The following is a 24,919-nucleotide window of genomic DNA, read 5'->3' as shown; positions in this document are numbered from 1 at the left end:
AATGCTTATCTGCGTTCAAAAAGTCTTTGCACAGCATTTTCTGCATTTAGGAAGTTCGAACTAAATTCCAAATGGAGTGTTTTTTATGAACCTAAATAATGTAATTACCGGCTCACCGGTGACTTCCGGGGAACTTCGCGCCGTCAGAGACCAGCGTGTCCTGAAAAAATGGGAACTTCTTACCCCCGGCGGGGAGATCTGTCTTGTGGAGTTTTCCTTAAATATTGCCGGGACAGTCAAGACGTTTCCCTTCGCCCGGGCGGCATTCCGGGAGGAAGTACGGGAACTGTCTGACCGCCTCTCCCGTTTCTCTGTTCTGAAAACGGAGGTTTATGAGAAAAATACCGGTGACTGCGCGTTCTTTCTTTTAAAGTCCCAGGCCATACAGGTCAAAAAATTTCTCGTCTCCGTCGAGGAAAGCCACCCTTTGGGCCGTCTCTTCAACCTTGACGTCTGCGGTCCCGATGGAATTTCCGTAAAGCGGCATGATCTCGGACTTCTCCCCAGAACCTGTCTTGTCTGCGGGGAAGATGCCCATGTCTGCGCACAAAAAAAGTCCCACTCCATGGAGCTGATCCAGTGGCAGACGGCAAAGCTCTTCCATGAATTCTTCCGGGACCGGGCGGCTGATCAGGCGGCTTCCGCGGCGGTACGGGGACTGCTCTACGAGGTTTCAACCACCCCGAAGCCGGGACTGGTGGACCGGAACAACTCCGGCTCCCACAAAGATATGGACTTTTTTACATTCCTTGACAGCAGCGCCTCCCTGATCCCCTGGTTCCGGGAATTCTTCTGCCTGGGATGGGATCACAGCAGTGAGTCGGACAGGCAGCTTTTTGAGCGGCTGCGCTACGCCGGACAACGGGCCGAAGCCGCTATGTTCTCCGCCACGGGCGGGATCAACACCCACAAGGGGCTTGTCTTTGCCTCGGCGATCCTCTGCGGGGCGCTTGGAAAAGTTCACGCGGGTCAGGAGCTTCCGCCGCCGTTGGAGGATGTGCTTCAGGAATGCAGGAAGTTAGGGGAGTGCTCTCTCGCAGATCTGCATCGACTTCCGAACGTGCAGACTCCGCTTCCCGGTTCCGAAATCCAACATATTTCCGGACATACACCTGACAAGATGCAGTCCGATCTGCAAAGCGCTTCTGCCCCCGACGTCAGAACACATTTCGTATCACTTTCTACGAACGGGGAACGCATCTTTACCGCCTACGGTATCCAGGGTGCCCGCGGTGAGGCGGCTGCCGGTTTCCCATCCGCAGTCCAGATCGGTCTGCCATCCCTGAAAAAATGGCTTTTCTCCGGTTTCTCTTTAAATGACGCCGCCGCCATGGCTCTTCTCACCCTGATCTCTGAAGTTGACGACACCAATATGGTTCACAGGGGGGGGCCGGCGCTTGCAAAAAAAAGCAAAGAGCAGGCAAAGCGCCTGCTCTCCACTGTCACAAAAGAAAATTTTAAAGAGACCCTGAACTCCCTGGACCATCAGTACATCACAGACAACTTAAGTCCCGGCGGCTGCGCAGACCTTCTCGCCGTCAGCCTGATGTTCTATTTTCTGGAATCTGCCGGTATGATTGCGGATATTTAAGATGGTCCAAAGGCGCTGCTCATACCGCGTGGGGACCGCTTCTTTCCACCCTGCCAGTAATTTCTTCTGAGTATGTGAGACCGGCAGCTTCCACCGTTGGCAGCTTTTTCTAAATACCTGACTGCTGAAAAGGCCAGCAGCTCTGCTTATCTAAAGAGCTGCTGACCTTTTCTTACTCCATCGTTACCTTCACGCCGTCGTCCTCAGTCCATCTGATCTCATACGTATCTGCAGTGTAGGTAAATCCATTGATCTCCATTTTTCCATCTCCGGTATTCTTGAAGGAAAGGGTGAAATCAGTACAGTCATCCGTGTCTTCTCCCACATACAGATAGAGCGGGCTGTCCGGATCATTCGGCTTTTTCATTATATTTCCGATTTCTTCTGCCATCTCACGCTTATCGAATTCTCCGGAAAGACCATGTTCTGCTTCACAAATTTTAAACGCTTCCGCGATCCGATGTCCCTTTTCATAGAACACTGCGCTCCTCGCGCGATTTACGTAACCATTATAAACTCCAATGCTCACAGAAGCCAGGATCACCATGATGACAATTACCACCATCAGCTCTACTAACGAGTATCCTCCATGATCCAGTCTCTTCATTTTCTGCTTTCTTTTCGCCATACACACCCCCAGCTTTCTTCGTTGAACCGGGGTACCCGATGACATTTTCCGTTATTCTGTTATTCCCCGGCTGGTTATTTGTTACATTGGGTACTTGCAACTGTAAAGTTACAGACAATTGTACTCTTTGTTTATAACATATGGTCACATGGCGTTCTATTGTCCAAATTATGTCACCAGATCAGGCCTGTTCTTTCTCCCGTTCTGCCACTGCCATGGCGATCTTTTCCGGTGTGATCGGGAGTTCGTAGAACCTGGTTCCTGTGGCGTTAAAGATCGCATCCGACACAGCCGGAAGCGGTGTATTGATCACGACTTCACCGATGGATTTCGCGCCAAACGGTCCCGCATCCTCGTAGCTGCTCTCAAACTCTACACAGATATGTCCGATATCGATACGGGTCGGGATCTTATACTGCATCAGGGAGTTCTCCGCAAGTTTTCCCTTCTTACTATAGGTAATATTTTCTGTCAGTGTCATGCCGATTCCCTGGAGAATACCGCCTTCCGCCTGGACTCTCGCAAGGTTCGGGTTTACGGGTGTTCCACAGTCTACCGCAGCCGCGTAATCGATGACCTTCGCCTCTCCGGTCTCAAGATCCACCTCAACCTCCGCAGCGCCGACCATAAACGGCGGCGGAGAAAGCGGGGAGCTGTTCGTCACGGTGGCTTCCAGGGCGATATTGTTGCCGCACTGGGAGGCGGTGGCGATATCTGTGAGGGAGACCTGTATCTCCTTTGAATTCTCGTGCTTCACAAATTTTCCATCAAACACGACTTCACTTTCCGGACACTTTAACAGTTCCGCGCCTAGCTTGCAGATCTGCTCCCGCACCTTCAGCGCACACTGTTCTACTGCCTTACCGGTAACATACGTTGTGCTGGACGCATAGGATCCGGAATCGTAAGGCGATGTATCCGTGTCTGCGCCGAATACCGTGATCTCATCGATGGAACAGTCCAGGACCTCCGCCGCGATCTGAGCCAGGATCGTATCGCAGCCTGTTCCCATGTCCGCCGCCCCGATGGCTAATGTATAAAATCCGTCGTCATTCACCTTGATCGTCGCACTTCCCACGTCAACCGATGTGATACCTGAGCCCTGCATCGCCATTCCCATGCCGACGGCCCGGACCTTTCCGTTTCCCATATCGCGGACCGGGTACTTATTATCCCAGTCGATCATCTTCTTCACGCGCTCCAGACACCGGTCCAGGGCACAGCTGGTGTTTACCTGCCCGTAGTACGCCGGCATCACATCGCCCTCTTTGACGATGTTCTTCATCCGCAGTTCAAACGGATCCATATGCAGCTTCGCCGCCAGCTCATTCACGGCAGACTCCACAGCGAAAAGACCCTGGGTGGCACCGTATCCGCGGTAGGCGCCGGCGGACATCACGTTTGTATACACGACATCGCTGACGAATCGGAATGCCTTCGCCTTTCCATAAAGCGGGATGGATTTATGTCCGGAAAGTCCCACAGTCGTCGGTCCATGTTCACCGTAGGCACCTGTGTTGGACAGCGTGTACATGTCGATTCCGTTGACGATTCCGTCCTTGCTGGCGCCGAGGCGCACATGGACTTCCATCTCGTGCCGCGGAGTGGAGGCGGTCATGCTCTCCTCCCGGGTGAAGATGATCTTCGACGGCTTCTTCGTCATCCATGTCACATATGCCGGGTAGACTTCACTGATGGAAGTCTGCTTCGCCCCGAATCCGCCGCCGATCCTCGGTTTGCTGACACGGATCATGGATTTTGGAATATGCAGGGCGTTCGCGAGGATCCTTCTGCAGTGGAACACGATCTGGGTGGAGCTCACCACGTTCAGACGCCCGTAGGTGTCGATGGTACAGAAGGTCCTGAACGTCTCCATCATAGTCTGCTGACATGCCTTTGTGTGGTAGACGTGGTCGATGATCACATCGCTGTTCTTTAAGACTTCCTCGATATCCCCGGATCCAGTCTCGTCGTGGGCACAAAGATTTCTCTTATTGTCCGCCCCAACCGGAACAAGGCTCTCCCAGTTGTCTTCCGGGTGTACTAAGATCTTATTGTCCTTCGCCTTGTGGAAATCCAGAATCGGTTCAAGAACTTCATACTGGACCTTGATGAGCTTCAGCGCCTTGTCCACGCACTTCCCATCCCGTCCTGCCACGATGGCGACCACATCGCCCACATACCGGACATGGCGGTCCATGATCAGGCGGTCATAGGGACTCATCTCCGGGTAGGTCTGGCCTGCCTGTGTGTAACGTCTTCCGTCCTGCGGGATATCCTCCCAGGTGTAGATCGCCTCGATGCCGTCCACCTTCATCGCCGCGATTTTGTTGATAGAAGTCACGATCGCATTTGCGTGGGGCGAGCGGAGAAGCTTTACGATCAGGCAGTCCTTCGGCGCGATATCATCCATGTAGACCGGCTTTCCGGTCACGAGCTGCATAGCGTCTTTTTTGCGCACCGGCTTGTTTACATATTTCATGCCTCCGCCGCCTCCTTTCCGTTCTTTTCCTTCTTCCATTCCAGGAACGCCTGGATGCCGCGGAGCTGTCCCTCGTAGCCGGAACAGCGGCATAAGTTGCCCGCCAGATATTCCTTGATTTCGTCCTCATTCGGATATTCTATTTCCCGGAACAGCGCCAGGGCGTTCATGATAAATCCCGGGTTGCAGAATCCGCATTGTTCCGCTCCCTGGTCGGCGATAAACGCACCGAATTCTGCCGCCTCTTCCTGGAGGCCTTCCAGTGTTGTAACCGTTCTTCCATCCGCTCTCGCCGCCAGCACAGAGCAGGAGAGAACAGGTTTTTCGTCTAAAAATACGGTGCAGAGACCACAGTTTGATGTCTCACAGCCGCGCTTCACGCTGTAGCATCCGTGATCCCGCACAAAATCGATCAAAAGCATGTCCGCGTCGATGTCGGCGGAGATCTTCTTTCCGTTTAATGTCATGGTAATGTTCATGATATAATTCCTCTATAAATTTTTTTCACTTTCATCTGATTGATCCGGCTGGAATTCTTTCTTATTTTCCCGCCAGCTTACAGACAGCTCTCCTTACCAGAACTCCCGCCAGGTGTTTCCGGTACTCCGCGCTTCCTCTCGTGTTGGAGCCGGTCTCGACCTGTTCTTTTACACATTTCGCCGCATTTTCTGCCATGTTTTCCACATCTGCGGCTTGAATATCCGCGTCTGCAAGTTCAAAAAGTACTGCCTTTCCAGGTCTCGCCCCGATGGAAAACCGGTATCCTGCCTCCGTCTTTGCCGCCGCGCAGGTCAGTACCGGAAAGTCTGTCTGGCTGTTGCGGACAGACTGGTAATCGAACGCTGCCTTTTCTTTCTTCACGATGAGCCGCACCAGGATGTCCCTGTCATACGGCATCTTCGCATACTCCTTTAACGGAATGATCCCGCCTTTATAAAGCTCCACATAGCTGTCCATGGTCAAAAACATCGTCAGCACATCGGAAAATCCGTATCTTCCATAAATACTTCCACCCACTGTCGCGAGATTCCGGAACTGGACCCCGACGATATGGCGCACGGACTCCCTCGCCGCGCCGTCCGTGTATGAATTGAGTCCCGGATCAAGCTCCAGGTCTCTCAGTGTCACCATGCAGCCGATCCGGAATTCCTCCCCCGTCTCCTCGATGGTGTCAAGTCCGAGACTGGAGAGGTCGATCGCCGTACCGATCTGCATCTTTCCCATTTTCAGCCAGACCATACCGCCGAGCACGCGGTTGCTCTTCTTCTGATTTAACTGCCATGCCTCTTCCAGGCTTTCCGCACGTTTATATTCCCTGATAACTCTCATTCTTTGCTCCTTGTCGCTACAAAAACTTCATATCTGTCCAACATTTTCACAGCCTGCGCAGACAAGCGTGTAATCCCTATCGAACAGTTGTAAAATATACTTTAATTTTAACATACTTTCTGTTATAATTCCGTTGTAGTTAAAAAAACATAACGAAATTTCAACACAAAAATATTGAAAGAGGACAAAAGATCATGAAAAAAAATCTCAAGAAGCTTTCCGCCCTGCTCTTAGCTCTCGCATTATCCGTGAGCACAACTGCATGTGGAAACAGCACTGCATCCACGACGACCGCGGCTGAGACAGCTGCTGAAGTTACCACAGAAGCCACATCCGAATCCGCAGCTGAGACATCTGCGGCGGCCGGCGACGAAATGACTGTCACCTATCCAGTCACCATCACTGACCATCTTGGCCGTGAGGTTACGATCGAGAAACAGCCGGAATCCTTCGTCAGCGGCTACTATATCTCCACAAGCCTGATGATCGCCCTTGGTCTCGATGACCAGTTAGTCGGCGTTGAGGCAAAGGCCGACAAGAGAAACATCTACAAATTAAGCGCTCCGGAACTCACAGAACTCCCGTCTGTCGGAACAGCGAAAGAGTTTGACCTTGAGGGCTGTGCCGCATTAAAGCCGGACCTTGTGATCGTTCCGACAAAGTTAAAAGATTCCATCCCGGCTATGGAAGAGCTTGGTCTCACCGTAATCGCTGTAAATCCGGAAGACCAGACAAAGTTATTCGAGACCATCGACATGATCTCCACAGCCGCAGACGTAGTTGAGAAAGGCCAGGAGCTGGAGTACTGGATCTCCGACGCTCTTGAGAGCTTAAAGAAATCCCTCGACGGCGTTGAGACTCCGTCCGTATACCTTGCAGGCAACAGCGCTCTGTTACAGACCGCTGGTCCGGAGATGTATCAGTCCACCCTGATCGAGAACGCCGGCGGCGTGAACGCGGCTTCCGACATCACTGATACATACTGGGCAGATACTTCCTACGAGCAGATTCTCTCCTGGAACCCAGACTACATCGTACTCGCTGCTGACGCTGACTACGATGTTGACTCTGTTCTGAACGATTCCGCTCTCGCTGACTGCACAGCTGTAAAAGAAGGACGCATTGCCCAGATCCCGAGCGACATCGAAGCTCTCGATTCCCCGGTACCGGCAAGCTTTTTAGGCAGCTACTATGTCGCTTCCATTCTTCACCCGGACGTTGTAACTGAAGACGATTTCAAGACTACAGAAAAGAATTTCTATGAAACATTCTATGGCTTCACTCCGGAAAGCGCAAACTGATTCCAACCGGACAATGGCAATTTCAACTCTGGCGATGACATTTCTTGTCATCGCCTTTGTTTCAGCACTGACTACCGGAAAGTACCCGATCTCCCTGGCGGATCTTTGCGCAGGGGAACCAATGGCGGTCCGCACTTTTACCATACTCCGCCTGCCCCGCGCCCTCATGGGACTCGTCGGCGGCTTTGGCCTCGGTGTGGCCGGGTTCGTCTACCAGACGGTCTTCCGGAACCCGCTGGCGTCCCCCGATATCATCGGCGTCTCTTCCGGTGCCAGCGCAGGTGCCGCCTTCGCAATCCTTTTTACCTCCGCTGCATCGCCGTCCACCACGGTCTTCGCGTTTGTCGGCGGACTTCTCGCAGTTTGTCTGTCCCTTGGACTCACCGCCCTTTCCCCAGTAAAGGAACACTCTTCCATTGTTCTCGCGGGGATCGCGGTCCACTCCCTGGCGCAGACATTTCTCATGGTGCTGAAGCTCATGGCTGACCCGGAAAAACAGCTGGCTTCCATCGAATACTGGATCATGGGAAGTCTTGCGGGCGTCACTGCCTCGAAGATCCCGTTCCCTGTTGTGATCATTCTGTTTAGCTCCGCCGTTATTTTCCTGCTCCACCGCCATATACTGGCGCTGTCGGTGCAGGAGGACGAGGCACGAATGCTGGGTGTCTCTGTCCAGAAGACCAGGTTTTTCGTGCTTTTCCTCGCGACACTCACGGTGGCTGCCGCAGTCAGCGTCACGGGGCTTATCAGTTTTATCGGTCTTCTCGCCCCGCACACGGCGAGACTTCTCACCGGGCACAACAGGCGGTCATCCTGTCTTTTGAGCGGGATCATCGGAAGTGTCCTGCTGCTCACTGCGGACGTATTGGCGAAGTCCCTGACTGCGGTGGAATTGCCTGTGAGTATCTTCACATCGCTTCTCGGTGCACCGTTTTTGATCTATCTGATTCTCTCGGAAAGGAGGAGCTGAGTCAAAATGGCTGATTTTTTTTCTGTTCAGGATATCTCCCTCTGTCTCGGCGGACGGCAGATCCTGGATCATGTCTCCTTTTCTGTTGACACACCAGGACGCGTGATCGGACTTCTGGGGCCAAACGGAGGTGGAAAGACCACACTTCTCCGGGCCATCTGCGGGGAATTGCTCCATGACGGGCATGTTTTTCTTGAAGGTGCTGAGCTCGCCGGACTGCGTTCAAAGGAACTGGCACGGCGGGTCAGCTATATTCCGCAGCAGAGCGGGATCTCGATCTCCATGAGTGCCATAGATGTGGTGCTGATGGGATTTTATCCAAAATTAAAGCTGCTCAGCCAGCCGTCCGCGGATATGAGAGCGGCGGCACTCCGGGCTCTGGAACAGGTCGGGATGGCTGGTCTCGCAGACCGGGATTATCTGACGCTCAGCGGTGGAGAAAAGCAGCTTGTGATCCTGGCCCGGACGCTGGTGGAAGACACGAAGCTGCTGCTCTTCGACGAGCCGGACAGCTCGCTGGATCTCGGAAATAAGTACCGGATGGTGCGGATGATCATGGAATTAGTGCATGGGCGTCCTGGAAAAGCTGGTCTGATCTGCCTTCATGACCCGGTTCTGGCGCTTGCCTGCTGTGACACGCTGATGCTTTTAAAAGATGGCCGCCTGATCTGCACGCTGCAGCCAAAAACTGACTCTGTCCATGATATGGAAAAGGCGTTTTCTGAAATTTATGGGGCGGTAAGACTTGTTGCTGTTGCGGATCCGGAAATCTCGAACCATAAGCGGCTCATCCTGCTTCCCCTTCTGTAATTATTCTGCTGCGGATCTTTCTCCCGCAGTGCTGAATAATTTTACTGTTTCCAGATTGGCATTTATGATATTATGGTAACTGTTCAGTATCCTCACAGTCACATATTATGATCATAATAATTCTTGAAAGAAGGTGTTCTCCATGATATCCGACATCCGAGTTTTTCTCTGCGACGATGACCACCTCCGATTCTTTGGTGAAGGTCCCTGCCGTCTGCTCCATCTGATCGAGGAGACCGGTTCGCTGCGGGCGGCGGCGATGTCTATGGGGATGGCGTATACGAAGGCACTTGCCATCACGAGGCGAGCTGAAAAGAATCTCGGTTTTCCGCTCACGGCCCGCCGGATCGGCGGAAAAGGCGGCGGAGGAAGTGTACTGACGCCGAAAGCAAAGGAGTTTTTACATGACTATGAAGCCTACCGTGACGCCTGTATTCAGAGCAGCCGCGAGCTCTATACTCAGATCTTTTCTAAATATGCAGATGGGGGAGAAGACGGGGAATAAATTTGTGTCTGAAACAGCGGCAGCTGCAGGTATTCATAAAAAACGGCATTTGGTCATAACTGGCAGCCGGGGAATCGGGAAGAGCACGCTGCTGAGAGAAATTCTGGCACTGCCGTACTTTTCTGATTTAGGACCATTTCCAGGATTTACAACACAGGCGTTTCCGCGCGACCGTGTGGAATTGACAGATAATCTTACTGGTGAAACTGCGAGAATCGGATCCTACCATCCACCTAAGTCCTTCGCTGTTCCAAATTTCCCTGCAGATAGTTTTGTACAAAAAGCTTGTACTGCTGATTCTGCGCATCCTGATGCTCAACGATCCGGCAACCAAATGACACCGGCTATGGATGGCTTCCTTGGGCTCGGCATCACTTCTATAACCCGCGCCATTGAGTCCGCTTCCCAATGGGCGGTAATCGACGAACTCGGCTATCTGGAAAGCTCCTGCCCGGAATTCTGCGATGCTGTTTTCCGTCTTTTTGACCAGAAACAGGTCATCGCTGTTCTCCGCAGCCAATCCACACCGTTTCTCGATGCACTGCGGGCACGGAACGACGTGTTCCTTTACGACCTGGATCATCCGCTTCTGCCCATCGGATGCGTGATCATGGCGTCCGGGCTTGGAAAAAGATTTGGTTCCAATAAACTTATGGCAGATTTCAATGGAAAGCCAATGATCTACCGGATCTTATCCGCCACCGACGGTGCACTTTTTGCTGCCCGGATCGTTGTGACGAGATCCAGGGAAGTTGAAGCATTTTGTCGAGAGCGAAAGATTCCGGTCCTTCTGCATGCAATGCCCTACAGAAATCACACGGTCCTTCTTGGACTGTCTGCCTTATTGAAGGAATATCCGGAACTTGCGGGGTGTATGTTTGCGCTGGGGGATCAGCCGCTGTTAACAAAAGAGACACTTGAAGCTATGGTAATAACATTTTCGCAGTATTATCAAACTGCCTCTCCGATTTTCCGCCTGGCAGCTATCGCTGAGGATGATTCTATAATTCCTGGAAACCCAATTCTTTTCGGGAACCGATATTTTGAGGAGCTTCTCACACTCCCGGACAATCACGGCGGCAATGTTCTGCTGAAAAAATATCCCGACGTTGTCCGGTATTTCCCCGCAGGTGATCCTCTGGAACTCGCTGACGCGGACACCCCGGCAGAACTGGAGCAACTAAAAAAAGCGGAATTTAACCGGTAAGCGACACCTCGGTATCGCCCGGATAAATTCCGCTTTTTTATTAACCCTGCGCACAGATTTCTTATCAAAAAATTTTCAACGTACTTGATCGGGTCATTTTAACGATTTCAAGTATTTTATAATCGTTCAGCGCAAATCCCATCATTTTTTATCATTTGGAAGCACAATATTCAACAAAATCGCAACCATAGCCGCCGGAACAATTCCGGAGCCGCCGAAGATCAGCTGGATCGCCTGCGGGGTCTGAGCTAAGATTGCCGTGTTCGCTCCCATTCCATAACCAACTCCAAGCGCTACAGAAACGATAGTCAGGTTCTTTGCTGTCATCTTCTCCTTTGTGACCAGCTGGATTCCGCTGATCACGATGGATGAGAACATCATAACGGCTGCGCCGCCGAGAACAGCCTGCGGCATAATAGAAACGATGGCGCCCAGCTTCGGAACAAGACCGCAGAGGATCAGGAATACTGCGCCTGTCGCGAGAGCGGTACGGTTCACTACTTTTGTCATCGTAACCAGTCCGACGTTCTGGCTGAAGGAGGTATTCGGAAGAATTCCAAACAGTGCCGCGAAAGAAGATCCGATACCGTCGCAGATCACGCCGCCGGAAAGCTCCTTGTCTGTCGCCTCACGGTTCATTCCGCCTTCAATAACACCGGAGATATCTCCGACCGTCTCAACAGCTGTTACGATAAACATGATGAGGATCGGCGCGATGGCACGGGCATCAAACACCGGCTTCACCGGAAGAAATTCCGGAATGCTGATCCAGCTTGCCTGGGCGACTTTATCCCAGCTCAGTACCCATGCTTTCGTGTACTCGGCTCCGTCTGCCGTGATTCCCGTTGTCGGAAGAACCAGGCTCATAACAAATGCCGCAATATATCCCGCAATGATTCCGATGAGAATTGCGGAGTTGCTTGCCATTCCGTTGGTCCAGTGTTTCACAGTAAGGATCACCACAAGGACAAAGATCGCCAGGAGAAGGTTCTCCATAGAGCCAAAGTCCTTCGCGCCGCTTCCGCCTCCGAAAGAATTGATCCCTACGGAGATCAGGGACAGTCCGATGGACAATACAACCGTTCCCGTTACAACTGCCGGGAAAAATTTACGCAGCGGCTTGATAAAGAATCCGAGAACACTCTCAAAAAGACCGCCGAGAATTGACGCTCCCATGATCGCGCCATAGGTGGCGAGTCCGCCGCCCATAGTGTCCGCCACACTCTTGAAAACTCCGATAAAACCGGAGCTGGTTCCCATGATGATCGGAACTTTACCTCCGATCGGACCAATCGCATAGAGCTGGACCAGAGTCACAACTCCCGCTACAAACATCGCGTTCTGTAAAAGACAGACCTGAAGATGGGCGAACTCCTCGCTTCCACTGATTCCGCATGCGCCGCAGATAATAAGAAGCGGGGTCAGGTTTCCGACAAACATCGCCAATACATGCTGGAGTCCAAGTGGAATCGCACGTTTCAACGGCATTTTTCCATAGAAATCATACATCGCCTGATCCGTTATCTTTTCTTTTCCCATACGTTTTTCTCCCCTGATGTAAATTTTTTCAGCTGCCTGTGTATGTACAGCCGTAATTTTCCACTGTCCCATCTGAATTCCGGCACGATTGCCATCGACAGGTTCACTTATTAACAGTGATTATTTTTTGTACCGTCATTATAAGCAAAAAAAGACAGCATGTAAATATGCTGTCGAAAATTTATATGTTCTTTTTTCGTTCTGGATCGTCAGTGCCGGATGCCTCCGCTGCAGCATGCAGGCTTTTCAGTTCGGAAATCCTTATCTATGTGGAGTAACGAGATCAGGACTCTTCCCCCTCATTGGCTTCTTCCATGGTGACGACAGCCTGGGATCTTTCATCCGTATAATGGATCCGCAGAACTGCCTGAGGCCAGTTGAGCTGGATATGAGCGGTCTTGTTCTGCTCGGCTCCGGCTTTTTCGATAAGTTCAATGAGTTCTTTCAGAACCTCACGGGTCAGGTAGCCGCCGCGCCAGTGGAATGTAAGTGTTTTATTCTTCTTTGCAGTCTGCAGGGAGCGCTTGTAAACTTCCTCCGTCTTTGTGAAGGAAAGTTTTTTCTCTTTATAGTAAAAGTGATCACCGTCCGTACAGGCCGGGGCGGGGGCGATCAACGGCTCATGGTCGCGGAAGACCGCCTTATCGTCCAGATTGAAGTAGTCGTAGCGGATCTCACCGCCGGTCTCAACGCATTTTCCAAGGCTGTTGTCGAAGGTGGCATCCAGGTGATAGCAAGTCTTACCGATCTTCACGATATTCCATGTATGGCGGTACTTGATCCCTTTTTCCGGATTGTTTCCGCATAAGGCGATCATACACCAGATTCCAAGCGCGTCGCAGAGGATCTTGACCGACTTTGCGATCCCCTCGCAGACGCCGACACCATGACCCAACGGTCCGATAATTTCATGGGAATAGGGCTTTTTCAGTTTATCGTAGTGGATATTCTCACAGATAAAATCGTGGATATACTTTTCCTTTTCCAGCTCCGGGAGCTTTGCCGCCGGTCTTGCGAGCTTTTCCACCCGGGCATTCATGGCTTTCTGGTGGTCTTTGATTTTGCTCTTCTCAAAAAGGTATTCCGGGATGAAGATCAGATTCGGGGAATCCGCGAAATACCGGTATTTAAAGCTGGACACCCAGAAAATCTCCGGGTGGTCAAGGCGGAGCTCAAAAAAAATATCGCTTAAGGCGTGACCGTCGATCCGGGGGATCTGGAAAGAGTCAGCAAGGCTTAACAGTCCCTGCTGCATGGCACGGTAAACAGCCTGTCGCTCTTTGTCCATGTGATTATAATAAAATGGTTCCATGATAGTTGTGATCCTTTCAAATCTCTAAAAATTTACCCGACTCAGTATAACGTATTTGTAAATGCTTTTCCAGTTAAATTCTGCGGAAAAACATTAACTGTACAATCGTTGTAAGGTTTAATATTTTTGTGCGCCAGTGCGTCAACGCAGAATTGGCTCGTGCGTCCGCGCAAAGCGAAAGAAGACCGCCCATCACCAGCACAACACTGACAACAGGCGGTCTTCACATATTCATATTTTATTCCCCGCACTCTCCAGCAGCTGCCCGATCTTCGAAACAAACAGATCGAACGCAACATCGTTCTTTCCGCTGTTGATAACGATATCGGCGAGAGCCCTCGTGGGCTCTACATACATGTAGTGCATGGGTTTTACGGTTGTTAAGTACTGAGTGATGATTCCTTTCAGGTCGCGGCCGCGCTCCTCTACGTCGCGGACGATGCGGCGGAGGATCCGCTCGTCAGCGTCGGCTTCCACATAGACTTTGATGTCCAGGAGGCTGCGGATCCGCTCGTCGGCGAGAAGCAGGATGCCCTCAACGAGGATGATCGGTCTCGGCTCGATCTTGATGATCTCGCTGGATCGGTTGTGCTGGCTGTAGTCGTAGACCGGACACTCGATGGTCTTTCCGGCTTTCAGCTCCTTTAGGTGCTCCACCAAAAGATCTGTCTCCAGGGAATCCGGATGGTCATAGTTGACCTTCACACGCTGCTCAAACGGGATCCCGTCCTGTCTGCGGTAATAGTTGTCGTGGTAGATCACGACAACATCATCCCCGAAGTACTGCCTGAGCCTGTTCGTAAATGTCGATTTTCCTGAGCCAGCCCCCCCGGCAATTCCGATAATAATAGGTTCCATATCGATTACCTCGTAAGTCCAAATTCTTCCGGCATGAATCTCGGACAGATATTCTCTGTCGTGCAGATCACCGTTGCCGCAAGTCTTGTACCGATTCTGCATGCCTCCTGCAGCGTCTTGCCGTAGGTAAGTCCGATGCAGACGCCGGAAAAGAACGCATCCCCGGCTCCCGTCGTGTCCACGATATCTACCTTACGTCCCGGATAAATTCCGGTGTGCCCGTCCGAATCAACAAAGACAGATCCGTCTCCTCCCATGGTGACCACCATGCGGGAGATCTTGGCGGAACGGATCCGGTCCGGAAGAATTGCCGCTAACTCTGCCGGAGTCATATGGTCATAATCTTCCGAGAACAGGATTCCCGCCTCCTGCTGATTGCATACAAAACATGCGGTTCTGCGGATAAAATCTCTTCTCTCCACAGCGATCGTCATATTGGATACAAGCGCATAGACCTCTTTGTGATACTTTTCCGCATACATGAAGGTCTTTTTCACGATCTCCTTGTCCGTATCGATCTCGATCGCAATGCTGTCCGCATCCTTAAAGATCTCGTCCCCGTGCTCATCTAAGATCTGCTCGATGGGCTTGTGGTCCGGTCTCTTTGAGATGGATGCCACCACGTCTCCCTCATGATCAAAGACGGCCAGCCATGTTCCCATGCCGTCCTTGACCTTCTTCATATACTTCGTTTCGACTTTATGGCGTTTCAGCTTCTGGATCACATCGTCTCCCATGGCGTTGTCATCCACCGCACTGATAAATGTCGGTTTCAGCTCGATATTTGCGATGTTCTCCGCCACGTTTCTCGCAACGCCGCCGTGGATCTGGATCACAGTTCCGGCATTTCTTCCCTGCGGAATATAAGGGGACAGGGAATACCCCTTAATATCTATAAACACATCTCCGATTACTACAATTCCCATCGTAATTCTCCTTTATCTATGTCCTTTATCTCTGACCTTTATCCTGTTGGGTCATTTGGGATATGATCCTTTGTGGTGTAATCTTAACACATGTTAAAATGCGTGGCAAGAGTCAGTTCTGTCATGATCTTCTCTCTTGAGGTCATATCCAAAAAAGATCCTGACCGGAGGCATTGCTGCTTCCAGACAGGATCTTTCTTCTATATAAAATAAGATTCCGTGTAACTGTTCAGTACCCTCACAGTTACGATTCAGTTACTTGTTCTCAATATCCATGATCATATCAACACGTCTCTGATGACGTCCGCCCTCGAAGCTTGCGCCAAGCCACTCGTCGACGATCATCTTTGCCAGTTCGCTTCCAACGACGCGTGCACCAAACGCGAGGATGTTGGAGTTGTTGTGCATTCTGGAAAGCTTTGCTGTGTACGGCTCGCTGCAGACACATGCGCGGATGCCTTTTACCTTGTTTGCTGCCAGGGAGATACCAACGCCTGTTCCGCAGATAGCGATTCCGAGGTCTGCCTCTCCGTCAGCGACAGCACGGCCGACTTTCTCACCGTATACCGGATAGTCACAGCTCTCCGTGGAGTCGGTTCCGAGGTTTAATACTTCGTAGCCTTTGCTCTCAAGATGCTCTTTGATGATGTTCTTCAGCTCTACTGCAGAATGGTCATTTGCGATTGCGATTTTCATTTCTTTCTTCTCCTATGATTGTGATAGTGTAACCGGAAATTATTTTGCCAGTTTTATAATATGATGTTGGGGTCAAAAGGTATTTTGACCCCTATGATACCGGATTGCTCCGTACTTCGTACTCCCGCAATCATCAAAAACATTCATAATTCGCTCATTTTTCTGCGAAAAATGGCTACTTATTCATGTTTTTGGCGGGTCCCAAGGTCAAAAATTCTCCTGCAAGCAAGCTTGCGTCGAACTTCTGACCTTTTGACCCTGGTATCATAATATTTTGAATCCGTCCAGAAAACTGTCCGGCTTCATGCGAATATTTAATTATCGCCGTCATCCGCATTCTCAACCTGAAAGAATATCTGGATCAGGTCGAGTCTGGATGTCATGGACACTAAGAGCATGTCCATAGCGGTGATAGCGGCCATGGATTCCACCACAACGACAGCTCTCGGAACAACCACCGGGTCGTGGCGCCCGTGGATCACGAGATCGATATTCGCGCCGTCCTTTGTGACGGTCTCCTGGGACTTTGCGATAGACGGGGTCGGTTTGAAGGCCGCCCGGAATACCACATCGCTCCCGTCGCTGATTCCTCCGAGAACGCCGCCAGCATGGTTCGTCTCCTTTACGATCTTGTCCCCGTCCATTCGGAACTCATCGTTATTCTCAGATCCGCATGCCTTTGTTGCGGCAAAACCGTCGCCGATCTCAAAGCCCTTGACGGCACCGATGGAGAGGATTGCCTTTGCAAGGTTCGCGTCCAGCTTCTCAAATACCGGCTCGCCGAGACCTACCGGAAGACCGGAGATCACGCACTCGACGACACCGCCGACGGAGTCGCATTCCGCGATCTTCTGGTCAAGATAATCCTCTGCTGCCTTTGCTGCCTCCGCATCCGGAAGACAGAAGCGGTTATTCTGGATCTCAGCGAGATCCATCCGCTCCGGGGAGACTTCCACCGGTCCGATGGACTTCGCGTATGCGGTCACGGAGATATTCAACTGTTTTAAGAACTTCTCTGCGATGGCACCTGCTGCGACGCGGCCGATGGTCTCCCGGGCGGAGGAACGTCCGCCGCCGCGGTAGTCGCGGAACCCGTATTTTTCCTCAAAGGTATAATCCGCATGACCCGGGCGGAAACAGGAAGCGATATTGGAGTAATCCCTGGATCTCTGGTCCGTGTTCCAGACGATCATGGAGATCGGTGTTCCTGTAGTCTTTCCCTCGAAGACACCGGAGAGGATCTCGACCTCATCGCCCTCTTTTCTCTGGGTCGTAAAGCGGCTCTGGCCAGGTTTTCTGCGGTCTAAGAGCTTCTGGATATCGGATTCGTCCAGTGGAAGACCCGCCGGGCAGCCGTCGACGACAACGCCAATGGCCTTCCCGTGGGATTCTCCCCAGGTCGTTACTTTAAATATTGTGCCGATGGTAGAACCTGCTGCCATGTTATGTTAATCTCCAATCTTTACAATTTCACAGCAGTTTGGCTCGTTGACCGTAATGCTGCGGTCGCTCATGACGAGAAGACCTTTTTCATAGTCGATCTTAAAGAAGGAAATACTTCCCTCGTGGTTGATGGATGCCAGATGCTTTCCGTCCGGGAAGATCGCAATGTCCTTCGGGTAATCACCGCTGATCGGGAGGCAGAAGCGCATTGTCAGCATGCCGGTCTCATCATCGCGGTCGTACATGGATACCGTGTTGTCTCCGGCGTTGCTGCAGAATAAGTGCTTCTCATCCGGGGAGAGGTGCATCGCGCAGGCTGCGGTCAGCTGGTTCGGCTTGCTTCCTGTGGAAGGAATCGTCTGGATCTTCTCCACGATCGGAACGCGCTCACCCTCCTTATAAGAATAAACCTCGATCATATTTTTCAGCTCATAGAGAACATAGAAGAAACGTCCGTCGGAGCTGAACATAAAGTATTTCGGAGCGGATTCCAGCTCGCAGCGGATCGTGTCCACGAGAGTGATCTTTCCGTCCTTGTGGTCGAAACGGTAGACCTTGATCTGGTCGATTCCAAGGTCCGCCACCATTAAGAAACGCTCGTCCGGAGTCAGGCGGCTGCAGCTCACATGCGGGCGGAAGCTGCGCTCCGCAACGGATCCGAGGCCCTTGTGGAAAACGCCGTCGGCGATCTGGCCCACGGCGCCGTCCTTATTCAGGTTGAGGACCGTGATCTTTCCGTCATGGAAACCGGAGATAAAGATATAGTCGTCGGCTTTGCTTGTTGAGAGATGGCATCCGCGCATGCCCCTGATATTTGCGCTGTTTAAGCGGGCAAGGCTTCCGTTCGAAAGAACGCGGAACGCCACAACTCCCTCATCGGCGATGGAGTAGAGGATCTGTCCGTTCTGGGACGCTTTCAGATAGGAAGAATTATCGACCTCCACTTCGCAGCGGTAGATGAATTTTCCAGCCTCAACATCCACATCATATACAGTGATTCCCTTTGCCTTTCCCGTGTAGGAATAAGAACCCACATAGGCCATGTATTTTCCAGTCATAGGTAATTTCCCCTTTACTTTCAATTCTCCGAAAATGCCTCGTCCGGCAGCGTTTCGGAATTTCATAGATATGCTCATTTTATCATAATCTGCCACGTTTGTTAATCGAAATCTGAAAAACTCCGGGAATCGTATGAAAGAAAAAACATACCTCAGATTTTATTTCGAAACGGGGTCGGAAATCTATTGACAGAACATGGAAATCATGAGTAAATATACAAGATGAAATTCTTGTCGCACAGTCATTTTTTGTGCTGCTCTGCGTCGAAAGGCAGCAGGACGTTTGAATATTTTTACATTCAGGAGGAAAAAAGAATGGAGCATCCGCTCATTGATTTGTCCCATATTTGGAAGAGCTATGACGGCGATCTGATCCTTGATGATCTGAGCCTTTCTGTAAAGGAAAATTCCTTTGTGACACTGCTCGGTCCGAGCGGCTGTGGAAAGACCACAACTTTAAGGATCATCGGTGGATTCGAAAAACCTGACAAAGGCCAGGTGATCTTTGACGGCGAAGATATCACAAACACACCGCCGAATAAACGCCAGTTAAATACAGTTTTCCAGAAGTACGCCCTGTTCACCCACATGAGCATTGCGGAGAACATCGCGTTCGGTCTGAAGATCAAAGGCAAATCAAAGAGCTATATTGACGATAAGATCAAGTATGCGCTGAAGCTCGTAAACCTGGACGGTTTCGAGAACCGCAGCGTGGATTCCCTGAGCGGCGGCCAGCAGCAGCGGATCGCCATTGCCCGCGCCATCGTAAACGAACCGAAGCTTCTTCTTCTCGATGAGCCGCTCGGAGCCCTCGACTTAAAGCTCCGCCAGGACATGCAGTACGAGCTGATCCGGCTGAAGAATGAGCTGGGAATCACCTTTATATACGTCACCCATGACCAGGAAGAGGCACTGACCATGTCTGACACCATCATCGTCATGAATCAGGGCTATATCCAGCAGATGGGAACCCCGGAGCAGATCTACAACGAGCCGGAGAACGCCTTCGTCGCGGACTTTATCGGCGAGAGCAATATCGTGGGCGGTACGATGATCCACGACGAGCTTGTTGAGATCTTCGGCGCGAAGTTTGCCTGCGTGGATAAGGGATTCGGAAACAATAAACCCGTGGACGTTGTGATCCGACCGGAGGACATCGACCTTGTGAAGCCGGAGGACGGCACGCTTCAAGGCGTTGTCACGCACCTGATCTTCAAGGGCGTCCACTACGAGATGGAGGTTACGACCCCGGACGGCTACGAGTGGCTGGTCCACAGCACGGACATGTTCCCGGTCGGACAGAAGGTCGGCATTCATGTGGATCCCTTCGATATCCAGATCATGAACAAGCCGGAGTCCGAGGACGAGGAGGCCGTTGGAGTCAATGAATAGAAAAGCATCCAGATTTCTGGCTTATCCTTATATGATATGGATGACAGGATTTACGGTGATCCCTCTGCTCATGGTATTCTGCTATGGATTGACGGACCGCAGCGGGGCATTCACCCTGGCAAACATCCTGGCCATCAGTTCCTCTGAGCATCTGAAGGCGCTCTGGCTCTCCCTGGCGCTCGCGGGAGTCAGCACCGTGATCTGTCTCGTCCTGGCGTATCCGTTAGCGCTGATCTTAAGAAAACGCCATATCGGAAAAGGCAGCTTCGTGGTATTCATCTTCATTCTCCCGATGTGGATGAACTTCCTCTTAAGAACCATGGCATGGCAGACACTCCTCGAGAAGAACGGCGTGATCAACACCTTCCTCACGATGCTGCATCTGCCGAACATTGCGATCATCAACACACCGGCGGCCATCATCCTCGGCATGGTCTACAACTTCCTGCCGTTTATGGTACTGCCGATCTACAACACCCTTGCGAAGATCGATGACAACGTGATCAACGCGGCGAGGGACCTGGGGGCGGACAACTACCAGACGCTCACAAAGATCCTGCTTCCACTAAGCGTTCCTGGAATCGTCAGCGGGATCACGATGGTATTCGTGCCCGCGCTCACCACCTTCGTGATCTCGAACCTCCTGGGCGGCAGCAAGATCCTGCTCATCGGAAACGTCATCGAGCAGGAATTTACAAAGGGAAGCAACTGGAACCTCGGCGCCGGACTTTCCATCGTGCTCATGGTATTCATCCTTCTCAGCATGACCATGATCGCAAAATACGATAAGGATGGGGAGGGATCTGCATTCTGATGAAAACCGCAAGAGAAAGATTTAAGAAATTTATTGAGGATTTCTATCTGGTGCTGGTACTGATCTTTCTGTACGCACCGATCCTCGTCATGATGGTCCTGTCCTTCAACAGCTCGAAATCGAGATCCCAGTGGGGTGGATTCACCTTAAAATGGTACACACAGATGTTTGAGAGCGCCACGATCATGGATGCCCTCTATAATACGTTACTGATCGCGTTCCTGTCGGCGCTTATCGCAACGATCCTCGGAACAGCGGCGGCCATCGGACTCTCCGCGATGAAGAAGCTTCCGCGGACGATCTGCATGGGACTCAACAATATCCCGATGTTAAACTCCGATATCGTGACAGGGATCTCCCTGATGCTGATGTTCATCGCCTTCGGGATCTCCCTGGGCTTCAAGACGATCCTGTTCGCCCATATCACCTTCAACGTGCCCTATGTGATGCTGAGCGTCATGCCGAAGCTTAAGCAGACGAGCCGGAACACCTACGAGGCGGCCATGGACCTGGGCGCCGGTCCGTTACAGGCATTTTTCAAGGTAGTATTCCCGGATATTATGCCTGGTGTGTTATCGGGCTTTTTGATGGCGTTTACGATGTCTCTCGACGACTTTATCATCACCCACTTTACGAGGGGCGCCGGGATCAATACACTTTCCACCCTGATCTACAGTGAGGTGCGCCGCGGCATCAAGCCGTCCATGTACGCCCTGTCCACCGTGATCTTTGTGACGATCCTCGCGCTGCTTCTCATCACGAACTTTGCCCCGGCAAAACCGCAGGCGAAGGCGGGAGCCGGAAGCTTCGGCCCGAACGCGGTACCGGATAAGGAAAAGAAGCCGTTGTGGAACGGAAAGACAGCCATCGTGCTGGCGTCCTTCCTGATCGTTGGAAGCGTCTGCTATACAAGCTATCTTCACTTTACGTCATCCCACTCCAACGAACTCTATGTTTACAACTGGGGAGAGTATATTGATGAGAGTGTTATCGATGAATTTGAGGCGGAGACCGGAATTCATGTGACGTATGACCTCTTTGAGACAAACGAGGAGATGTATCCGGTCATCGAGGCAGGAGCAGTCAGCTACGACGCGGTATGTCCGTCGGACTACATGATCCAGAAGATGGTGGAGAACGGACTTCTCGCCGAAATCAACTTTGAAAATGTGCCGAATATTGCGAATATCGATCCGGTCTACCTTGAAAAATCAAAGGCGTTTGATCCGGAGAACCGCTATTCTGTCCCGTATACATGGGGAACGGTCGGAATTATCTACAATGTCCAGAAGCTGGAAGAGCTTGGAGTCCCGGCGCCGACAAAGTGGTCGGATCTCTGGGATGAAAGATTAAAGGGCGAGATCCTGATGCAGGACAGCGTCCGCGACGCGTTTATGGTTGCATTAAAGGAACTTGGATATTCCATGAACACCACAGACGTGGGAGAGCTGGAGGAGGCGAAGAAGCTTCTCCTGGCGCAGAAGCCGTTAGTACAGGCATATGTTGTGGACCAGGTCCGCGATAAGATGTTAAACGGCGAGGCGGCGGTAGGTGTTATCTACTCTGGTGAGCTGTTATACCTCCAGGAAGAGGCGGAGACACTGGATCTCGATTATGATCTTGAGTACGTTCTTCCTAAAGAGGGAACAAACCTGTGGATCGATTCCTGGGTCATCCCGGATAACGCGAAGAATAAGGAGAACGCGGAGAAGTGGATCAACTTCCTCTGCCGCCCGGATATCGCGGTGAAGAACTTCGAGTACATCACCTACGCAACCCCGAACAAGGCAGCGTTCGGGATCCTGGATCCGGAATATCAGGAAAATAAATCTGTATTCCCGGATACAGATGAGCTGGAGAATTCTGAGGTCTACAGTTATCTTGGAACCGAGGCGGATGATCTCTATAATGCACTCTGGAAGGAAGTTAAATCACAGTAATATATGAAAGGAAACGGGAATCCGGCAGAAACAAACTCTGCCGGGTTCCCGTTTTTGATTTCTATAGTTCCATATTTTATGATACCAGGGTCAAAAGGTCAGAAGTTCGACGCAAGCTTGCTTGCAGGAGAATTTTTGACCTTGGGACCCGCCAAAAACATGAGTAAGTAGCCATTTTTCAAAGAAAAATGAGCGAATTACGAATGTTTTTAAGAATTGCGGGAGCACGCAGTGCAGAGCAATTCGGTATCAGAGGGGTCAAAAGCTTTTGACCCCAACATCATATTTTACAGCAATACTGCCCCTATCTCCGGTTCGCCTTCTCCACATGCACGCTCTTACCTTTGATCTTCACATGGTTCATTGCGTCCATAACGACATCGGCCTGCTCCTTCGGAACTTCCACGAAGGTATATTTGTCATACATATCGATACTTCCAACGAGACGGCCCGGAATTCCGGATTCACCGGCGATGGCTCCTAAGATATCGCCCGGCTTCACGTTCTGGTTCTTTCCGAGGTTGATGAACAGTCTTGTCATGCCGCCTCTGGCGTTCTTTCTGTCCATGTACTCCTCGTCATCGCCTCTCTGGCGTCTGCGTCCGTTTCTTCCGCGGTCATTTCTTCCGCCGCGTCGGTCGAGATCGTCAAGGTCACGGAGCGGTCTTCCCTCATCCGCGATGTCCTCGTAATCGTCGCCCATGGCCATCTTCAGGAACGCTGCCGCAAGCTCTAAGGAAGTGTAATCCTCAGCAAGAAGACGCTTCTCGATAATATCTGTCATGCGCTCTAAATTGCTGTCGTCACCGATATGCTGCTGAACATCATCTAAGATCTTCTCTGCCTTGATCGCAGTCACATCATCTAAGGACGGGATCGGCTGCGGAACGATTTTTGTCTTGCAGAATCTCTGGATGTCGCGGAGCTTGTAGACCTCGCTTCCCACCGCAAGGCTGAATGCGCGTCCTTCTCTTCCGGCACGTCCGGTACGTCCGATACGGTGTACATAGTACTCGTCATCCTGCGGAATATCGTAGTTAAATACGGCTTCCACATCGTCAACGTCGATACCTCTCGCCGCAACGTCCGTCGCAACAAGGATCTCGGTAGCGCCATTTCGGAAGCTTCCCATTACACGGTCACGCTGCTCCTGCTTTAAGTCTCCGTGAAGACCTTCCGCAAAGTATCCGCGGCCCTGGAGTGCCTGCACCAGCTCATCCACCTGCTTTTTCGTGTTACAGAACGCAACGGAGAGCTTCGGGGAATAGAGATCCAGCAGACGGCACATAACTTCCACTTTATTTCTCGGTTTTACTTCATAATAATACTGGGTCACCTTCGGAACCGTCAGTTCCTTCTTTACGACCTGAACCATCTTCGGGTCCTTCTGGAACTTCTGGGCAATCTGGGCGATCGCGTGAGGCATTGTCGCGGAGAACATTACGGTCTGGCGCTCCTCAGGAAGCTCACCGAGGATCGTCTCCATGTCCTCGAGGAATCCCATGTTCAGCATCTCGTCCGCCTCATCGAGAACCACCGTGTGGATCGCGTCGGTGCGGATCGTCTTTCTTCTCATATGATCCATCACACGTCCCGGGGTTCCAACGATGATCTGGACACCGCCCTTTAAGGAGCGGATCTGTTTTACGATCTCCTGTCCGCCGTAGACCGGGAGGATCTTGATCCCGGACATGTATTTCGCAAGGCGGCGAAGCTCTTCCGCTACCTGGATCGCAAGTTCTCTCGTCGGGCAGAGGATCATTGCCTGTGTCTTTCTGTTTTCCGGGTCCATCTTCATGAGAAGCGGAATTCCAAAAGCTGCGGTCTTACCGGTTCCGGTCTGCGCCTGGCCGATCATGTCATGGCCTTCCATCTCAACCGGGATCGCCTGGGCCTGGATCGGGGACGCCGCCTCAAATCCCATATCTGTAACTGCGCGGAGGATCCGCGGGTCTAAATTAAGTTCGTCAAATCTGATTGTTTCCATTCAATATCCTTTCTATGTTGTCTGCATAACGATTCCATGCCAGGATACATTCATTCGACGACTCCTACGGACTCCCAGATCTCTATACCGGTCACAGAATTCTATATACAATACTGACGGCTCGTTAATAT

Annotated in this window: 21 protein-coding genes; 9 read left to right on the top strand and 12 right to left on the bottom strand. The window is 51.5% G+C overall.

From position 1 onward, the window contains the following. Window positions 1-85: 85 nt before the first annotated feature. Window positions 86-1,591, top strand: a complete 1,506-nt coding sequence (gene citX, locus DW677_RS05285; protein ID WP_117566622.1) for a citrate lyase holo-[acyl-carrier protein] synthase — start codon at window positions 86-88, stop codon at window positions 1,589-1,591. Between the two features lie 172 nt (window positions 1,592-1,763). Here citX and DW677_RS05280 read toward each other — a convergent pair whose 3' ends face one another. The 4 genes from DW677_RS05280 to DW677_RS05265 form a co-directional block, all read right to left on the bottom strand. Then, entirely contained in the window at window positions 1,764-2,219 is a 456-nt protein-coding gene (locus DW677_RS05280; RefSeq protein ID WP_199537909.1) for a prepilin-type N-terminal cleavage/methylation domain-containing protein, read from the bottom strand. Between the two features lie 181 nt (window positions 2,220-2,400). Continuing rightward, complete coding sequence (locus DW677_RS05275; RefSeq protein ID WP_117566621.1) at window positions 2,401-4,701, bottom strand: molybdopterin cofactor-binding domain-containing protein; 2,301 nt, start codon at window positions 4,699-4,701, stop codon at window positions 2,401-2,403. After that, a complete protein-coding gene (locus tag DW677_RS05270) occupies window positions 4,698-5,180 on the bottom strand; it encodes a (2Fe-2S)-binding protein (RefSeq protein WP_117471634.1) in 483 nt (160 codons plus the stop codon). The genes DW677_RS05275 and DW677_RS05270 overlap by 4 nt, the downstream gene beginning before the upstream one ends. 61 nt (window positions 5,181-5,241) lie before the next feature. Beyond that, window positions 5,242-6,030 carry an FAD binding domain-containing protein gene (locus tag DW677_RS05265; protein ID WP_117483752.1) on the bottom strand — a complete coding sequence of 263 codons (789 nt, stop codon included), beginning with the start codon at window positions 6,028-6,030 and terminating at the stop codon, window positions 5,242-5,244. Window positions 6,031-6,224: 194 nt separating this feature from the next. On the opposite strand from DW677_RS05265, the gene DW677_RS05260 reads away from it, so the two are divergent. The 5 genes from DW677_RS05260 (at window position 6,225) to DW677_RS05240 (ending at window position 10,823) form a co-directional block, all read left to right on the top strand. Then, the gene (locus DW677_RS05260; protein WP_117566620.1) at window positions 6,225-7,331 is read left to right on the top strand and encodes an ABC transporter substrate-binding protein; all 1,107 of its coding nucleotides are present in this window, start codon (window positions 6,225-6,227) and stop codon (window positions 7,329-7,331) included. Next, the gene (locus tag DW677_RS05255) at window positions 7,291-8,301 is read left to right on the top strand and encodes an iron ABC transporter permease (RefSeq protein ID WP_117566619.1); all 1,011 of its coding nucleotides are present in this window, start codon (window positions 7,291-7,293) and stop codon (window positions 8,299-8,301) included. The genes DW677_RS05260 and DW677_RS05255 overlap by 41 nt, the downstream gene beginning before the upstream one ends. A gap of 6 nt (window positions 8,302-8,307) precedes the next feature. After that, window positions 8,308-9,111 (top strand): ABC transporter ATP-binding protein, encoded by an 804-nt coding sequence (locus DW677_RS05250; RefSeq protein ID WP_117566618.1) that lies wholly within the window; start codon window positions 8,308-8,310, stop codon window positions 9,109-9,111. A 142-nt stretch (window positions 9,112-9,253) separates the two neighbouring features. Beyond that, the gene (locus DW677_RS05245; protein WP_117566617.1) at window positions 9,254-9,616 is read left to right on the top strand and encodes a LysR family transcriptional regulator; all 363 of its coding nucleotides are present in this window, start codon (window positions 9,254-9,256) and stop codon (window positions 9,614-9,616) included. A gap of 334 nt (window positions 9,617-9,950) precedes the next feature. Continuing rightward, window positions 9,951-10,823 (top strand): NTP transferase domain-containing protein, encoded by an 873-nt coding sequence (locus DW677_RS05240; protein ID WP_181968303.1) that lies wholly within the window; start codon window positions 9,951-9,953, stop codon window positions 10,821-10,823. A 141-nt stretch (window positions 10,824-10,964) separates the two neighbouring features. Here DW677_RS05240 and DW677_RS05235 read toward each other — a convergent pair whose 3' ends face one another. The 7 genes from DW677_RS05235 to DW677_RS05205 all read right to left on the bottom strand — a co-directional run bounded on the left by DW677_RS05235 (window position 10,965) and on the right by DW677_RS05205 (window position 18,655). After that, entirely contained in the window at window positions 10,965-12,362 is a 1,398-nt protein-coding gene (locus tag DW677_RS05235) for a nucleobase:cation symporter-2 family protein (RefSeq protein ID WP_015553257.1), read from the bottom strand. Between the two features lie 283 nt (window positions 12,363-12,645). Beyond that, window positions 12,646-13,674: a transglutaminase domain-containing protein gene (locus DW677_RS05230; protein WP_117483748.1), complete on the bottom strand. Its 1,029-nt coding sequence runs from the start codon at window positions 13,672-13,674 to the stop codon at window positions 12,646-12,648. Window positions 13,675-13,905: 231 nt separating this feature from the next. Beyond that, entirely contained in the window at window positions 13,906-14,532 is a 627-nt protein-coding gene (gene udk, locus DW677_RS05225) for a uridine kinase (RefSeq protein ID WP_117503626.1), read from the bottom strand. A 5-nt stretch (window positions 14,533-14,537) separates the two neighbouring features. Then, on the bottom strand, window positions 14,538-15,458 hold the full coding sequence (locus DW677_RS05220) for a PfkB family carbohydrate kinase (RefSeq protein WP_117469175.1): 921 nt from the start codon (window positions 15,456-15,458) through the stop codon (window positions 14,538-14,540). Window positions 15,459-15,713: 255 nt separating this feature from the next. Further along, a complete protein-coding gene (gene rpiB, locus DW677_RS05215; RefSeq protein WP_015553253.1) occupies window positions 15,714-16,154 on the bottom strand; it encodes a ribose 5-phosphate isomerase B in 441 nt (146 codons plus the stop codon). Between the two features lie 314 nt (window positions 16,155-16,468). Further along, a complete protein-coding gene (aroC, locus tag DW677_RS05210; protein WP_117566615.1) occupies window positions 16,469-17,596 on the bottom strand; it encodes a chorismate synthase in 1,128 nt (375 codons plus the stop codon). Window positions 17,597-17,602: 6 nt separating this feature from the next. Next, complete coding sequence (locus DW677_RS05205; protein ID WP_117469173.1) at window positions 17,603-18,655, bottom strand: beta-propeller fold lactonase family protein; 1,053 nt, start codon at window positions 18,653-18,655, stop codon at window positions 17,603-17,605. 315 nt (window positions 18,656-18,970) lie between these two features. Between DW677_RS05205 and DW677_RS05200 the strand changes: the two genes are divergently transcribed. From DW677_RS05200 to DW677_RS05190, 3 genes are read left to right on the top strand one after another with little or no spacing between them, the layout of a single operon-like run. Beyond that, the gene (locus DW677_RS05200; protein ID WP_117469143.1) at window positions 18,971-20,047 is read left to right on the top strand and encodes an ABC transporter ATP-binding protein; all 1,077 of its coding nucleotides are present in this window, start codon (window positions 18,971-18,973) and stop codon (window positions 20,045-20,047) included. Further along, the gene (locus DW677_RS05195; RefSeq protein ID WP_117513705.1) at window positions 20,040-20,861 is read left to right on the top strand and encodes an ABC transporter permease; all 822 of its coding nucleotides are present in this window, start codon (window positions 20,040-20,042) and stop codon (window positions 20,859-20,861) included. Before DW677_RS05200 ends, DW677_RS05195 begins: the two co-directional genes overlap by 8 nt. Then, window positions 20,861-22,801 (top strand): extracellular solute-binding protein, encoded by a 1,941-nt coding sequence (locus tag DW677_RS05190; protein WP_117566614.1) that lies wholly within the window; start codon window positions 20,861-20,863, stop codon window positions 22,799-22,801. The genes DW677_RS05195 and DW677_RS05190 overlap by 1 nt, the downstream gene beginning before the upstream one ends. A 304-nt stretch (window positions 22,802-23,105) precedes the next feature. Here the strand turns inward: DW677_RS05190 and DW677_RS05185 are convergent, their stop codons facing one another. Beyond that, window positions 23,106-24,788: a DEAD/DEAH box helicase gene (locus DW677_RS05185; RefSeq protein ID WP_117566613.1), complete on the bottom strand. Its 1,683-nt coding sequence runs from the start codon at window positions 24,786-24,788 to the stop codon at window positions 23,106-23,108. Window positions 24,789-24,919 lie beyond the last annotated feature (131 nt).

Origin of the sequence: Clostridium sp. AM25-23AC, assembly GCF_003435125.1 — a bacterium.
Taxonomy (GTDB): Bacteria; Bacillota; Clostridia; order Lachnospirales; family Lachnospiraceae; genus Pilosibacter; species Pilosibacter fragilis.
The sequence above is the reverse complement of the archived record's forward strand: the minus strand, read 5'-3'. Positions and strand labels throughout refer to the sequence as shown.

What these genes read in the sequence shown, in the direction of transcription:
- citX (WP_117566622.1), top strand. Translation starts at nt 86, where the DNA reads ATGAACCTAAATAATGTAATTACCGGCTCACCGGTGACTTCCGGGGAA.
- DW677_RS05280 (WP_199537909.1), bottom strand. Translation starts at nt 2,219, where the DNA reads ATGGCGAAAAGAAAGCAGAAAATGAAGAGACTGGATCATGGAGGATAC.
- DW677_RS05275 (WP_117566621.1), bottom strand. Translation starts at nt 4,701, where the DNA reads ATGAAATATGTAAACAAGCCGGTGCGCAAAAAAGACGCTATGCAGCTC.
- DW677_RS05270 (WP_117471634.1), bottom strand. Translation starts at nt 5,180, where the DNA reads ATGAACATTACCATGACATTAAACGGAAAGAAGATCTCCGCCGACATC.
- DW677_RS05265 (WP_117483752.1), bottom strand. Translation starts at nt 6,030, where the DNA reads ATGAGAGTTATCAGGGAATATAAACGTGCGGAAAGCCTGGAAGAGGCA.
- DW677_RS05260 (WP_117566620.1), top strand. Translation starts at nt 6,225, where the DNA reads ATGAAAAAAAATCTCAAGAAGCTTTCCGCCCTGCTCTTAGCTCTCGCA.
- DW677_RS05255 (WP_117566619.1), top strand. Translation starts at nt 7,291, where the DNA reads ATGAAACATTCTATGGCTTCACTCCGGAAAGCGCAAACTGATTCCAAC.
- DW677_RS05250 (WP_117566618.1), top strand. Translation starts at nt 8,308, where the DNA reads ATGGCTGATTTTTTTTCTGTTCAGGATATCTCCCTCTGTCTCGGCGGA.
- DW677_RS05245 (WP_117566617.1), top strand. Translation starts at nt 9,254, where the DNA reads ATGATATCCGACATCCGAGTTTTTCTCTGCGACGATGACCACCTCCGA.
- DW677_RS05240 (WP_181968303.1), top strand. Translation starts at nt 9,951, where the DNA reads ATGACACCGGCTATGGATGGCTTCCTTGGGCTCGGCATCACTTCTATA.
- DW677_RS05235 (WP_015553257.1), bottom strand. Translation starts at nt 12,362, where the DNA reads ATGGGAAAAGAAAAGATAACGGATCAGGCGATGTATGATTTCTATGGA.
- DW677_RS05230 (WP_117483748.1), bottom strand. Translation starts at nt 13,674, where the DNA reads ATGGAACCATTTTATTATAATCACATGGACAAAGAGCGACAGGCTGTT.
- udk (WP_117503626.1), bottom strand. Translation starts at nt 14,532, where the DNA reads ATGGAACCTATTATTATCGGAATTGCCGGGGGGGCTGGCTCAGGAAAA.
- DW677_RS05220 (WP_117469175.1), bottom strand. Translation starts at nt 15,458, where the DNA reads ATGGGAATTGTAGTAATCGGAGATGTGTTTATAGATATTAAGGGGTAT.
- rpiB (WP_015553253.1), bottom strand. Translation starts at nt 16,154, where the DNA reads ATGAAAATCGCAATCGCAAATGACCATTCTGCAGTAGAGCTGAAGAAC.
- aroC (WP_117566615.1), bottom strand. Translation starts at nt 17,596, where the DNA reads ATGGCAGCAGGTTCTACCATCGGCACAATATTTAAAGTAACGACCTGG.
- DW677_RS05205 (WP_117469173.1), bottom strand. Translation starts at nt 18,655, where the DNA reads ATGACTGGAAAATACATGGCCTATGTGGGTTCTTATTCCTACACGGGA.
- DW677_RS05200 (WP_117469143.1), top strand. Translation starts at nt 18,971, where the DNA reads ATGGAGCATCCGCTCATTGATTTGTCCCATATTTGGAAGAGCTATGAC.
- DW677_RS05195 (WP_117513705.1), top strand. Translation starts at nt 20,040, where the DNA reads ATGAATAGAAAAGCATCCAGATTTCTGGCTTATCCTTATATGATATGG.
- DW677_RS05190 (WP_117566614.1), top strand. Translation starts at nt 20,861, where the DNA reads ATGAAAACCGCAAGAGAAAGATTTAAGAAATTTATTGAGGATTTCTAT.
- DW677_RS05185 (WP_117566613.1), bottom strand. Translation starts at nt 24,788, where the DNA reads ATGGAAACAATCAGATTTGACGAACTTAATTTAGACCCGCGGATCCTC.